Genomic DNA, 12855 nt, shown 5'->3' with positions numbered 1-12855 from the left:
TAGCATTGGAAACCTTAATTATAATAAAGATTGGGGGAAACATCATTGATGATGAAACTAAATTATCCTCTTTTATAAAAACTTTTGCATCCATAAAAGGCCAGAAAATATTAGTGCATGGTGGTGGTAAACTAGCTACAAAATTGGCTTCACAATTAGAAATTCCGCAACAATTGGTTGATGGCCGGAGAATAACAGATGCCGAAACACTAAAGGTGGTGACAATGGTCTATGCGGGGTATATTAATAAAAATATCGTCGCTCAATTACAATCACAAAACTGCAATGCAATAGGTATAAGCGGGGCTGATGGTAATGCCATCCAGGCACATAAAAGAAATCATCCCCAGATAGACTATGGCTTTGTTGGTCAGATTGATGCTATTAATGTCTCTTTATTTAAAAATTTGCTGGGCCAGGATCTTACCATTGTAGTAGCCCCTATTACACATGACAAAAATGGTCAATTACTAAATACAAATGCAGATACAATAGCCCAGGAAATAGCAAAAGGCCTGGCTGGCCACTACCAAGTATCACTGATCTATTCTTTCGAAAAACCAGGTGTACTTTTAGATGCCAGCAACGATGAAACGGTTATCAAATCTTTAAACCCTGGCTATTACAGTGAGCTGAAACATAAAAACCTTGTTTTTGCAGGCATGCTCCCGAAACTTGACAATGCTTTTGCAGCATTGAATAATGGCGTCAAAAAGGTGATCATAGGCCAGGCTGAGAATTTAGACCAATTAGTCTCTGGAAACTCCGGAACAACGATAGTCAATGAATAAGGATACTGAAATACTAAAACAGGAAGCTATATATCTTCTCCAGGAGCTTATAAGATTACCTTCTTTCAGTAAAGAAGAATGGCAAACAGCAAGTGAAATAACCAGGTTCCTTGCAGCTAAGGGCGTCCAGGTAACCAGGGTGGGAAACAATGTCCTTGCATTGAACAAAAATTTTGATAGTTCAAAGCCAACTATCCTTCTCAATTCACATCATGATACTGTAAAACCCAATAGCAATTATACCCGCGACCCATTTGATCCTGCATTAGTTGATGACAAATTATATGGCCTTGGTAGTAATGATGCAGGAGGTTGCCTTGTGGCTCTAATGATGACATTTCTATACTTCCATGAAATGGAAGGTCTTTCATATAATGTAGCTTACGCGGCAACTGCAGAAGAAGAGATATCCGGAACTGGAGGAATAGAAAATGCACTTGCATTTCTTCCTCCCATTGACTGTGCTTTGGTAGGTGAACCCACCCTGATGCAAATGGCTGTAGCAGAGAAAGGTTTGATCGTTTTGGATTGCATAGCAAAGGGCAAAGCTGGTCATGCAGCCCGCAATGAAGGTGAAAATGCCATTTACAATGCGATAAAAGATATTGAATGGATCAACAGCTTCCGTTTTGAAAATGTTTCAGATCTCTTAGGACCTGTAAAGATGAGTGTAACCGTAATTGAAACAGATAATAAAGCACACAATGTAGTTCCTGCCCAATGCAAATTTGTTATCGATGTACGGGTTAATGAACTATATACTTTGGAAGCAATTGTTGAAACCATTAAAAAAAATATCAATAGTGAAGTAACCCCAAGGAGTCTCCGGATAAGGTCTTCTTCTATTTCCCTTCAACATCCGTTGGTTAAATCTGGCCTTTCTTTAGGGTTGACGTATTATGGATCTCCAACAACATCAGATAAAGCTTTGATGGCCTTTCCAGCGTTAAAAATAGGACCCGGAGATTCGGCAAGAAGCCATATGGCTGATGAATATATTTTTGTTGATGAAATTAAAAAAGGTATAGACACTTACATCCACCTTTTGGGAGGAATATTATAGTTATTGAATCATAGTCCTCAGGCCTTTAATATTTTATTCCTGAACACATTTTTACAGACTTCCATAAATGCACTAAAGGAAGAAAAAAATTCTTCATTACTACTTTTGTATCTAAGTAGTTTATTGCATACTTTTTCATCCCACGGTTTTGTAAAAAAATCAAAATAATAGGAACTTTCCGGGTTAACAATTATCTCAATAGTATCTTTCCATTCATAATTAATGCTGAACAAATTGAAATGTGTTTTTTGCATTACTTTATAGCCAATGGATTGTTTTGGTAAAAAATCCAAAAAAATATACCCAAAATCCCGCACTGCTTTAAATTGTACTTTCTCCTTCTCATACAAAACTATTTTGCCATCTATTTCAAGTGACACCCATTTATGAGATTCCTTGGGCATTAGATATTCTCCTATTAAAGAAGGTGTTTCCATATACCCTGCCCGGGCAACACGTTGTTGTTCACCAACAAACTTTATGGGATCATTTACATGTTCTAATACCTGGCAACAAATAACATAATCAAAAGATTTCTCTCCAAAAGGCAAACACTCTCCATCTGCACAAACAAATTCCTGGTTGTTATATATTTTTAAATCACCGCTTCTATGGTAATTATCATACATATACTTATCGACTATTACATTCGACCTGGGGCAAGGATTTTGTCCTCCCCCTACTTCAAGTACTTTGAATTTTCTTTGAATTGTTAAATCCTCCCTGCCCTTGGGGTTCCTCACTTTCATAAACTACTTGATTCGTTATAAACAATGGATAATAGCAATAATTTCTTATTATAAAAATTGTCCGCCAATGTAAACCTATGGTAAACATAGTGGACTTTGCTGGAAACATACAGGACTCTTTTCACTCAATAGATGGCTGGAGCATAAGTGTACGTATCAGGAAAAAGATGCATAAATCAATACCTTGTTGCAAAGAGCAATGTATTGTTTTGTAAGACAGCTACAAAACGTATTAATAACTACTTTGAATTGATGAGCATATTTGAATATATTTTCAAAAATAGATTGTAAGATGCAGTGTAATGAAGTTCATCCATTGCTTAGTAATTTTACAGGCTTAAGAAGGCATTATTTTACAACGTAGTCTACGTTCAAAAAAGAAATTATATGAAGCTCTGGCAAAAAGAATCGACATCTGTTTCTGAATTAGTGGAAAAGTTTACGGTTGGTCGGGATAAGGAATTTGATATGGCCTTAGCTGCTTATGATGTACAAGGCTCTATTGCTCATGTTACCATGCTGGGCGAAGTTGGATTAATGGGCAAAGAGGAAGCGGCAAAGGCTGTTGAAGCACTAAAGGATATTCAAAAAGAAATCATTGATGGCCATTTTGTTATAGAAGATGATGCGGAAGACGTCCATTCGCAGGTTGAATTCCTGTTAACCAAACGTATTGGTGATATTGGCAAAAAGATACATAGTGGCAGAAGCCGCAATGACCAGGTTGCAGTAGATATTAAATTATACCTGCGCGCCGAGGTATTAAACATTAAGCAAGAGGTCAAAGAATTATTTGAACTTTTAGTATCTCAAAGCGAAAAGTTTAAAGATAAATTATTGCCTGGCTACACCCATTTACAGATTGCTATGCCCTCATCATTCGGTTTATGGTTAGGAGCTTACGCTGAAAGTCTCGTTGATGATTTGGAGGTCCTTGCTGCTTCTTACCAGGTGACCAACAAAAACCCACTGGGTAGTGGAGCAGGTTATGGTTCTTCTTTTCCGCTGAACAGGCAGAGAACTACAGATCTGTTGCAGTTTGCTTCACTGAATCATAATTCTGTATATGCCCAAATGAGCCGGGGTAAAACTGAGAAGATCGTCTCAATGGGTCTTGCCTGCCTGGCGGCTACCCTCAGCAAATTTTCCATGGATTGCTGCCTTTACCTGAACCAGAATTTTGCTTTCATTTCATTTCCCCCTGAATTAACTACAGGCAGCAGTATTATGCCGCATAAAAAGAACCCGGACGTTTTTGAATTGATCAGGGCCAAATGCAATCGCATCCAGTCAATCCCCAATGAATTAATTCTATTATTGAATAACCTGCCATCAGGTTACCACCGTGATCTGCAATTGACTAAAGAGATCCTGTTTCCCGCCATAGAGGAACTAAAAGCCTGCTTTCAAATGACAAGGCTCATGTTGTCCAACATTGAAATAAAGGATCATATTCTTGAAGATCCAAAATACAAATACCTGTTCAGTGTCGAGGCAGTCAATGAATTAGTGAACCAGGGTATTCCATTCCGTGAAGCATACCAACAGGTAGGTAACGATATTGAAAAAGGCAACTTTAAATTTGACTTGTCAAAAGGATTGCAACATACGCATGAAGGCAGCATAGGTAATCTTTCCACCCCTGCCATTAAAAGCCAAATGGAAATAGTACTGAAGAAGTTTAATTAGCCATCAATTTATTGATGCAAACCTTTAGACTGTCTTTCCAGTCCTTAATAACGATAGGATAATCTGTCTGAATTTTGGTTTTGTCGAGTACAGAATAAGCAGGCCTTTTGGCTGGTGTGGGAAACTGTTCAGTAGTTATGGGACTTACCACGCAATTTGAATGTAACTGCTTTATTATTTCACTTGCAAATTCAAACCAACTGATCACTCCAGAGTTACTGTAATGATAAATTCCAGGCACCCATTTTCCTGAATTGATTATTACAAGAATAGCTTCCGCAAGATCTGCAGCATACGTTGGAGACCCTACCTGGTCATGTACAACATTGATACTTTCTTTCTCTGCCATTAGTCGCTTCATGGTTTTCACGAAGTTGTTACCATACCTGGAATAAACCCATGATGTGCGTATGATCAAGGCATCTGTATTTTGCAATGCCAGCCTTTCACCCATCAACTTCGTTTCACCGTAAGCATTTACCGGATCTACATGATCATCTTCTTTTAACGGCCTGCCTGACTCGCCATTAAATACGTAGTCTGTAGAAATATGAATCAACCTGCAACCATTTTCCCTGCATAATGTAGCTATAGCACCAACTGCTTTACCATTGATCTCCCCGGCAAGATCCGTTTCTATCTCAGCCTTATCAACAGCTGTATAAGCCGCACAATTGATGAAATAGGAAGGCTTATGTATAGAAAATATATTATTCAATGCAGCGCTATCTGTGATTGAGAGGTCAGCCCTGGATAGAAATATAAACTGAAGGTCTTTGTATTGGCTTGCTAATTCCTGTAGTTCACTGCCCAACTGCCCGTTACTTCCGGAAACTACTATTTTGACAGCACTACTCATTTTCTAAATTGGAAATTGTTATTGCATTCCTTGAATAAAGGCAATTGCAGGTCTTTTTCAGAAACAATTTCCTGCCCTGGTGGAATGCCCCAGTCTATTCCCAGGAAAGGATCATCATACCGGATCCCTGCTTCACTTTGTTTATTATAAAAACGGTCACATTTATACAGCACTACCGCCGTTTCAGAGAGTACTGAAAATCCATGGGCAAATCCAGCGGGTATTAAAAGCTGTTTTTTATTATCACCCGAAAGTTCAATGGAGTAACTCTTTCCAAAATGCGGTGAACCTTTTCTGATATCTATGGCCACATCAAGGATCTTCCCTTCCAGCACCCGAACCAGTTTGGTCTGTGCAAACGGATCTTGCTGATAGTGCAGACCCCTTATAACTCCAAAGGAAGATTTGGACTGATTATCCTGTACGAATTGTATATCAATGCCCCCTTCTGTAAAGACCTGCTCATTATAAGCCTCATAAAAATAGCCACGATGATCTTCGAAAACCCTGGGTTCAAAAATCAGCAGATCTTGTATAGGTGTTTGAATAAAAGGCATAATTAAAAACTCCAGTAATTTCTGTTCTTTACTTTACCCCTGTATGCTCCTTTAAGGTCTGCAACCAGGGCGTTGGGTTTGGTAATAGATGCAAAGTAAGCATCATCAAAATCGGCATAGGAATCATGACATACAGTTATGATAACTGCATCATAATCGTTAGCTACTCCATCTGCCAGGCCAAAGCCATATTCATGTTTCAATTCTTCACTGTCTGCATGAGGGTCAACAACATCAACATTTAAAAAGAATTCCTTTAATTCTTTTACCACGTCTGCCACTTTGGAATTGCGGATATCACTTACATTCTCTTTAAATGTAGCGCCCATTACCAACACCCTGGCAGCCTTAACATCACTCACGTTGCTGATAATATGGCGGACTACTTTCTTTGCCACGTACAGTGACATGTTATCATTAATGTACCGTCCTGCTAATATTACCCTGGAGTTATAACCAAGTTCACTGGCTTTATAAGTCAGGTAATAAGGATCCACACCAATGCAATGGCCTCCCACAAGCCCAGGGCTGAACTTCAGAAAGTTCCACTTTGTACCTGCAGCTTCCAGCACTTCATAAGTATTGATACCCATTTTGTCAAAGATGATAGATAGCTCGTTCATCAGTGCAATATTCAGGTCACGTTGTGTATTCTCTATGATCTTGGCAGCTTCTGCTACCTTAATAGAGGAAGCTCTATGAACACCCGCTTTCACTACCAGTTCATAAACCCTGGCTATTGTATCTAGAGATTCCTCATCACATCCGGAAACCACTTTTACTATAGAAGATAAAGTATGTTTCTTATCACCCGGGTTAATCCTTTCAGGGGAATAACCTGATTTAAAATCTTGTTTGTCTTTCAGTCCTGATAGCTTTTCTATTATCGGCAGGCAATCTTCCTCTGTACAACCTGGATAAACAGTAGATTCGAAAACCACGTAATCTCCCTTCTTTATCACCCTGCCTATTGTTTCTGATGCTTTCTTAACGGGAGTGAGATCCGGAACATTATGTTCATCAACAGGAGTTGGAACAGCCACAATAAAGAACCGGGCTTCACGTAATACATCAAGAGAATTGGTGAATTCAATATCACATCCCTCGAATGCTTTTTTGTCCAGTTCATTACTTGGGTCTATACCCTCTTTCATCATATCAATACGCTTCGCATTGATATCGAAACCGATCACAGATACCTTGCGTGCAAATTCCAAAGCGATAGGCAAGCCAACATAGCCGAGGCCTATTACCGCCAGCTTTTCCTTTTTGTCAATGAGTTCCTGGAACATAGGTGGTTACTTGTAATGGGTGCAAATATATCTGTGATCAGTCAATAAGGAAATGTTACCCGGACTTTAATGCAGAATTACCCTGGAACCTGCCGGTTTTGTCAATGGCAGGTTCCAGGCTTTTCCTTTAAGTAATCAGGGATAAATTTTAGAAGATCATCGCCTGCTTTGGAATTCTTTTGGGAGCTTAGACCACTCCTCTGAAGGAAGTGCTTTAAAATACTCGTAAGTTTTAGCCAAACCTTCCTTTCGCCCTACCAGGGGAGCCCATCCCAAAATTTCTTTCGCTTTGGTAATATCCGGCTTGCGCTGTTTTGGATCATCAGCCGGCAATGGTTTATAAATGATATTCACCTTGCCCCCTGTTAAATGCAATACTTCCTCAGCAAAATCCTTTAAAGAGATCTCGTCAGGGTTACCAATATTTACCGGCAGGGAATAATCACTTAACAACAATCGGTAAATACCTTCAACAAGGTCACTGACATAACAGAAAGACCTCGTCTGTGAGCCATCCCCAAATACTGTCATATCCTCACCGCGTAATGCCTGTCCTATAAATGCAGGGAGTGCCCGACCGTCATTGAGACGCATACGGGGACCGTAAGTATTGAAGATGCGGATGATCCTGGTATCAACGCCATGGAAAGTGTGATAAGCCATGGTAATAGATTCCATGTACCTTTTTGCCTCATCATATACTCCCCTGGGTCCAACAGGATTGACATTCCCCCAATACTCCTCGGTTTGAGGATGCACAAGAGGATCACCATATACCTCGCTTGTAGAAGCTACCAGTATCCTTGCGCTTTTAGCTTTTGCCAAACCCAGGCAATTATGTGTGCCCATAGCACCAACCTTCAATGTTTGAATTGGTATCTTCAAATAATCGATGGGACTAGCTGGTGAAGCAAAATGAAGGATATAATCCAGTTCACCTGGTACATGAATGAACTTGGTTACATCATGGTGGTAGAACTCAAAGTGTTCCAGTTTAAATAGGTGTTCTATATTTTTAAGATCGCCTGTGATCAGGTTGTCCATGGCGATCACGTGATAACCTTCAGCAATAAACCGGTCGCACAGGTGAGATCCGAGAAAACCTGCGCCACCGGTGATCAATATTCTTTTTTTCATTAAACGAATTTGGGTTGGTTTACCGAAGAACGGCCTATGCTTTCATAATGGAATCCTTTTTTCTCCATCACCTGGACATCAAATACATTACGACCGTCAAATATTACCGGGTCTTTTAAAAGAGATAATATTTTATCAAAATCCGGAGTTCTGAACTCATTCCATTCAGTGGCTACGATCAGCGCATCTGCATGCTCAATACATTCATATTGTGTCTCTGCAAAATTGATCCTGTCACCAAAAATTTGTTTTACATTATTAACGGCTTCAGGGTCAAATGCACATACTGATGCCCCACTATCCAACAAGGCTGAAATGATCTCCAATGCCGGAGCTTCACGGATATCATCGGTATTTGGTTTGAATGCCAGTCCCCATACAGCAAACTTCTTACCTGCCAGGTCATTATTGTAATAACGCCTGATCTTAGATACCAGGTGTACTTTTTGCCTTTCATTTACCTCAGTAACTGCATCCAGTATAGCAAAATCATAAGCCACTTCTTTGGCAGAATACACCAATGCTTTTACGTCTTTAGGAAAACAACTTCCTCCATATCCTATGCCCGGGAAAAGAAAACGCTTTCCAATTCGTTCATCACTTCCTATTCCTTTACGTACCATATCCACATCTGCACCAAGACGCTCACACATTTGCGCAATCTCGTTCATGAAAGAGATTTTGGTGGCAAGAAATGCATTAGCCGCATACTTGGTCAATTCTGCAGAACGTTCATCCATGAATATGATCGGGTTACCCTGGCGAACATAAGGACCATATAATTCAGTTAATAAAGCCTTTGCCCTATCTGATGTAGTTCCAATAACGATCCTGTCTGGTTTCATAAAATCCTCAACAGCTACGCCTTCCCTTAAAAATTCAGGGTTGGAAACCACGTCAAACTCACCATTGTAGTTTTTTGCAATGGCTGCATGAACTTTTTCAGCAGTACCAACTGGTACGGTACTTTTATCAATGATGATCTTATAGTCTGTTAGAAGCTTCCCAATATGATCTGCTACACCCAAAACATATTTCAGGTCAGCCGATCCATCTTCTCCCGGAGGTGTAGGTAGCGCCAGGAATACGATCTCAGAATCTTCAAGCCCTTCTTTCAGGTCTGTAGTAAAACTTAAACGTTCTTCCTTTAGGTTTCTTTCAAACAATTTCTCCAGTCCTGGCTCATAAATAGTGATCTGGCCATTTCTTAATTTGTTCACTTTTCTCTCGTCAATATCTACGCAGCAAACATGGTTACCGGTTTCTGCTAGGCAGGTTCCGGTTACTAAACCAACGTATCCGGTTCCAACAACTGTAATTTTCATACTGTATGATTAAGGGTTATAAATTCTAAAACTTTAGTGGTTATATATTGTAATTGCTCCTGGTCCATTTCCGTATGCATGGGAAGCGAGATAACACGTTCAGTCAACCAATCTGTCACAGGTAGTTCTGTACTGGAAGAATTAAAATGTGAGAACATCTTCTGACGATGTGCAGGCACAGGGTAATAGATCATGGAAGGAATCTTATTCTCTGCAAGATAATCATGTAATTTGTTTCTATCAACCCCATTTAAAATGAGGGTGTACTGGTGAAAAACATGCTTGCAATTGCCTGACCTGTAAGGAGTTGTAATGGCAGGATGACCTGAAAAAGCAGCATCATAATAATCCGCAACTGCCCTGCGCGCATAAATGTATTCATCAAGGTGTTCCAGCTTCACTTCCAGCACTGCAGCCTGTATCGTATCCAGCCGGCTGTTACATCCAACCACATCATGGTAATAACGCTTGCTTTGACCATGGTTGGCCACCATTTTCAGTTGATCTGCCAATACATTGTCTTCGGTCATTATCGCTCCACCATCACCAAAGCATCCCAGGTTTTTGGAAGGAAAAAAAGAAGTGGTGCCAATAGTTCCTATAGAACCCGTCTTTTTTACTGAGCCATCGGAATAATAATATTCACAACCTATAGCCTGGGCATTGTCCTCAATGACATATAATTTATGTGCATCCGCTATTTTCATGATCTCCTCCATGTTGGCAGCCTGGCCATATAAATGAACCGGGACTATCGCTTTTGTTTTGGGAGTAATAGCTTTTTCAATGGAAGATGGATCAATACAAAAAGTTTGCGGGTCAACATCTACAAACACAGGTGTCAGCTTTAACAAAGCTATGACCTCCGTAGTGGCTATATAGGTGAATGAGGGTGTGATCACTTCGTCCCCTTCTTGCAAACCCAATGCCATCATGGCTATTTGTAAGGCATCAGTACCATTGGCACAGGGAATTACATGCCTTGAGCCTGTATAATTCGATAATTTGCTAGCAAAACTTTGAACCTGTGGACCATTGATAAATGCACAACTTTCCACAACTTGTAAAACGGCTTCATCAATTTGAGGTTTGATCTTCTGGTATTGTAGCTTCAGATCAACCATTTGTATTGGGCGCATCCTTAAAAATTTAAAGCCTGTCCATTCATACACAATATTATTAATGGGTACCAGGAAACAGGCGCGCAAAAATAGGAAAATATGGGTGGCCGCCGATAGAGTTCTATTTTTGCCCACCATAAACTCAGCCCCAGATTGATATTATTGTACAATACATTTATCCGCCTCTATGTTTTGGCTATCCGGTTTGCTTCTTTACGCAGTAAAAAAGCAAAAGAATGGCTCCAGGGAAGAAAAAATCTTTTCCGGGATTTAGAACAAAATATTAGTAAGGCCGATAAGATTATCTGGATGCATTGTTCTTCGGCAGGTGAATTCGAACAGGGTAAACCAATCATAGCTGGAATAAAAAAACAATATCCGGATCATAAGATCGTCGTAAGCTTTTTCTCTCCCTCCGGCTACAATCTGGCAAAAAAGACAGATGTTGACTATATAACCTACCTTCCCCTTGATACCAGGGAAAATGCAAAGCGATTCATTCAAATCCTCCACCCGGAGCTGATCATTTTTGTCAAATATGAATTCTGGTTTCACCATCTTTCCGAAGCTGCCTTCAGGCATATTCCCATACTGCTGGTATCAGCTGTTTTTAGAAAGGACCAGGCCTTTTTTAAATGGTATGGCCAATTTTACAGGAAGGTTTTATTGCTGTTCCGCCATCTTTTTGTCCAGGATAAGGCTTCATTTCAATTACTAAAAGAAAATAGCATCACACATTGCTCCATCAGCGGTGATACAAGGTTTGACCGCGTCAGGGAAATTGCTGCCAATTTCACAGAACTATCGGTCATTGAACATTTTGTGGGTACAGAGAAGGTGGTCGTGGCTGGAAGCACCTGGAAAGAAGACGAAAAAATGCTGAGCCAGTATATGCCTGCCAAACTGATACTGGCACCTCATGAGATCAATGAAGATCACATTACGCAGATAGAACAGCAATTTCCCAATTCTGTGCGTTATTCCAATTGGGAAAAAAGAACCGGAAAGGAAAAGGTCCTGATAATTGATAATGTTGGAATGCTTTCAAGGTTATACAAATATGCAACTTTAGCCTATGTAGGTGGAGGTTTTACAAAGGACGGCATTCACAACATCCTTGAAGCTGCTGTATATGGGAAAGCTGTTGTTTTTGGACCTAACTACCAGAAATACAGGGAAGCAAAGGAACTAATAGCTTCCGGGGGAGCATTTAGCGTGCGTGACCAGGAACAATGGCAAAAAAGAGTTGATGGTTTAGTGGAAAATGAGACCAACCTGCAAAGTGCAGGATTACATGCCTTGCATTACATTACCAAAAACACAGGAGGAACAGCCGAAATACTTCACTACATTCAGGCAAACCGCCTTCTTACCAGGTGATAAAAATGCTGAACTTCTTCTTTATTATCATTCCAGCCTAATTTGAATTTCAGCTCCCTGTTGATCCAGTATTCAGCTTCGGACAAAATATTAAATCCATTGATGGTCTTAATGCTCCTTTCATACATGGCATCATCACCGCGAAACAATTCACTGACGAAGGTAAAACGGTCATTGATGCCTATGCCTTTCCGAAGATCCTTTATAGGAGTATCCTTCAGGGCATGCACTACTTCTTTCTTTTCCTGCTTCAACCGGTCATTCAGTGATTCTACCTGCTCACCAATCAACTCATGCACTTCCTTTCGGGGCTGGTGCTGCATAAGCGTAGGTGTCTCTTCCACAGCATCAAAAGCATGGTAAAAATTACTTTGCGTTACTGCAGGCCTGGCAAATTCCTCTTTAACAGGTTCCTCTTTATATAATAACTCCTGTGATTGCACGGGCTCAAAAGAAGGCTTACGTAAGAAATAACCATTATTGTTTTCAGGTTCCGGTTTGGCTACCGGAACTTCAGGAACTTTTATTTCCCGGGACTCTTGTTTGGGTTGTTCTGTTTTGATTTCAATAACAGGACTTTCCATTTTATCAACCTTTGGTAAATCAGCCACTGGCGTTTCAGCCATTTCTGCATGATAATTTGATTGAACCGGCATGATAACAGCAACTTTCGACGTACCAAGCATGCTATTTTTTTGTTGCAGCTTTACTATTTCTGTCTGAAGCAATTGAACGGTTGGTAAAATTTGAGCAGGAGATAAACCTTGTTCTTTTTGTTGGTATATCTTGTCAATAAGAGCATTAATTCTTTCCATTGTTTATGGTACTTTCGCTGTTTTTAACAATAGGATGTTTAGGTCTTAAACGAAAAGACGTGCCTAAAAGTACTAAC

The 12855-nt window shown here is 40.0% G+C and carries 12 protein-coding genes; 4 read left to right on the top strand and 8 right to left on the bottom strand.

All coding sequences use genetic code 11. From position 1 onward, the window contains the following. The first annotated feature begins 5 nt into the window (after nucleotides 1-5). Together argB and BP74_RS13390 are read left to right on the top strand one after the other, a co-directional pair. Nucleotides 6-791, top strand: a complete 786-nt coding sequence (argB, locus tag BP74_RS13395; RefSeq protein ID WP_496374863.1) for an acetylglutamate kinase — start codon at nucleotides 6-8, stop codon at nucleotides 789-791. Continuing rightward, nucleotides 784-1854, top strand: a complete 1071-nt coding sequence (locus BP74_RS13390; protein WP_496374862.1) for a M20 family metallo-hydrolase — start codon at nucleotides 784-786, stop codon at nucleotides 1852-1854. The genes argB and BP74_RS13390 overlap by 8 nt, the downstream gene beginning before the upstream one ends. Before the next feature lie 17 nt (nucleotides 1855-1871). On the opposite strand, the gene BP74_RS13385 is transcribed toward BP74_RS13390, so the two are convergent. Next, a complete protein-coding gene (locus BP74_RS13385) occupies nucleotides 1872-2603 on the bottom strand; it encodes a methyltransferase domain-containing protein (protein WP_496374861.1) in 732 nt (243 codons plus the stop codon). 387 nt (nucleotides 2604-2990) lie between these two features. Between BP74_RS13385 and argH the strand changes: the two genes are divergently transcribed. Further along, nucleotides 2991-4292: an argininosuccinate lyase gene (gene argH, locus BP74_RS13380; RefSeq protein WP_496374860.1), complete on the top strand. Its 1302-nt coding sequence runs from the start codon at nucleotides 2991-2993 to the stop codon at nucleotides 4290-4292. Here the strand turns inward: argH and rfbD are convergent. From rfbD to BP74_RS13350, 6 genes are all read right to left on the bottom strand, one after another. Beyond that, nucleotides 4285-5151 (bottom strand): dTDP-4-dehydrorhamnose reductase, encoded by an 867-nt coding sequence (gene rfbD, locus BP74_RS13375; RefSeq protein WP_496374859.1) that lies wholly within the window; start codon nucleotides 5149-5151, stop codon nucleotides 4285-4287. The genes argH and rfbD overlap by 8 nt on opposite strands. Next, a complete protein-coding gene (rfbC, locus tag BP74_RS13370) occupies nucleotides 5148-5708 on the bottom strand; it encodes a dTDP-4-dehydrorhamnose 3,5-epimerase (RefSeq protein ID WP_496374858.1) in 561 nt (186 codons plus the stop codon). Before rfbC ends, rfbD begins: the two co-directional genes overlap by 4 nt. Nucleotides 5709-5710: 2 nt before the next feature. Next, on the bottom strand, nucleotides 5711-7000 hold the full coding sequence (locus tag BP74_RS13365; RefSeq protein WP_496374857.1) for a nucleotide sugar dehydrogenase: 1290 nt from the start codon (nucleotides 6998-7000) through the stop codon (nucleotides 5711-5713). A 156-nt stretch (nucleotides 7001-7156) separates the two neighbouring features. Further along, nucleotides 7157-8137, bottom strand: a complete 981-nt coding sequence (locus tag BP74_RS13360; protein ID WP_496374856.1) for a UDP-glucuronic acid decarboxylase family protein — start codon at nucleotides 8135-8137, stop codon at nucleotides 7157-7159. After that, nucleotides 8137-9462 (bottom strand): UDP-glucose dehydrogenase family protein, encoded by a 1326-nt coding sequence (locus tag BP74_RS13355; RefSeq protein ID WP_496374855.1) that lies wholly within the window; start codon nucleotides 9460-9462, stop codon nucleotides 8137-8139. The genes BP74_RS13360 and BP74_RS13355 overlap by 1 nt, the downstream gene beginning before the upstream one ends. Then, complete coding sequence (locus BP74_RS13350; RefSeq protein WP_496374854.1) at nucleotides 9459-10601, bottom strand: DegT/DnrJ/EryC1/StrS family aminotransferase; 1143 nt, start codon at nucleotides 10599-10601, stop codon at nucleotides 9459-9461. Before BP74_RS13350 ends, BP74_RS13355 begins: the two co-directional genes overlap by 4 nt. 135 nt (nucleotides 10602-10736) lie before the next feature. Between BP74_RS13350 and BP74_RS13345 the strand changes: the two genes are divergently transcribed. Beyond that, nucleotides 10737-11963, top strand: a complete 1227-nt coding sequence (locus BP74_RS13345) for a 3-deoxy-D-manno-octulosonic acid transferase (protein ID WP_496374853.1) — start codon at nucleotides 10737-10739, stop codon at nucleotides 11961-11963. On the opposite strand, the gene BP74_RS13340 is transcribed toward BP74_RS13345, so the two are convergent. Further along, nucleotides 11936-12778 (bottom strand): DUF8457 domain-containing protein, encoded by an 843-nt coding sequence (locus BP74_RS13340; RefSeq protein ID WP_496374852.1) that lies wholly within the window; start codon nucleotides 12776-12778, stop codon nucleotides 11936-11938. The two genes, BP74_RS13345 and BP74_RS13340, sit on opposite strands and share 28 nt — an antisense overlap. Nucleotides 12779-12855: the final 77 nt, after the last annotated feature.

Source organism: Flavisolibacter ginsengiterrae DSM 18136 (genome assembly GCF_059568575.1).
Note: the sequence above shows the minus strand (reverse complement) of the source record. Positions and strands in the feature narration are given on the sequence as shown.